The following is a 605-nucleotide window of genomic DNA, read 5'->3' on the forward strand; positions in this document are numbered from 1 at the left end:
ACGCGGGTGTAGACCGCGTGCTGCTCGAGGTAGGCCCGGGCATCGTCGATCGCGGCGTAGTGGGCGGCCTCGATCTTCTCGGCGATCTCACGCGGCGCCAGCGCCCACAACGCCGACACACTCTTGACCGGTGAGAAGGTCAGGTCGAACCCGGCCACCGCCTTGGTATTCGGCCGGGAGGCGCGGGCGATCCAGCCCGATAGCTCCCGATCGTCGGCCGGGGGGCGCCCGAATTCCTCGGCGAACATGGTCAGAGCGACGTCGGTGCGGATCTGTTCACGCACCTCCGGGGGGATCTTGGCGTACTCGATGAGGCCTTGGGCACGGTTGTATTCGGCGTAGGCGCGGGCGCATTCGAATCGGTAGCCGGCCTCGTCGACCACATACCGGTTGTGGGGGCGGCCGAGCTGGGCCATCTTCGCGCCGTAGAGGCGGGCCACCCGCGGCGAGACACCATCGGCCATCTGCTCGGCTGCCAGCTGCGCGACGATCGCGTCCGCGTTCGGATGCATCCCGCGCCCGAACAAGGCCCGCATCTGGGATTCGGTGACGATGTCTCCCTCGACGATATCCAGGGCACCCAACCCCGACCCCACCCAGCCGGT

Annotated in this window: 1 protein-coding gene; it reads right to left on the reverse strand. The window is 68.4% G+C overall.

The window, feature by feature from the left end:
• Positions 1 to 584, reverse strand: a 584-nt coding sequence (locus A5780_RS38740; RefSeq protein WP_231983233.1) for a relaxase domain-containing protein, incomplete at its 3' end; no start/stop codon positions are given.
• Between the last annotated feature and the right edge of the window lie 21 nt (positions 585 to 605).

Origin of the sequence: Nocardia sp. 852002-20019_SCH5090214, from assembly GCF_001665865.1 — a bacterium.
Classification (GTDB): Bacteria; Actinomycetota; Actinomycetes; order Mycobacteriales; family Mycobacteriaceae; genus Nocardia; species Nocardia nova.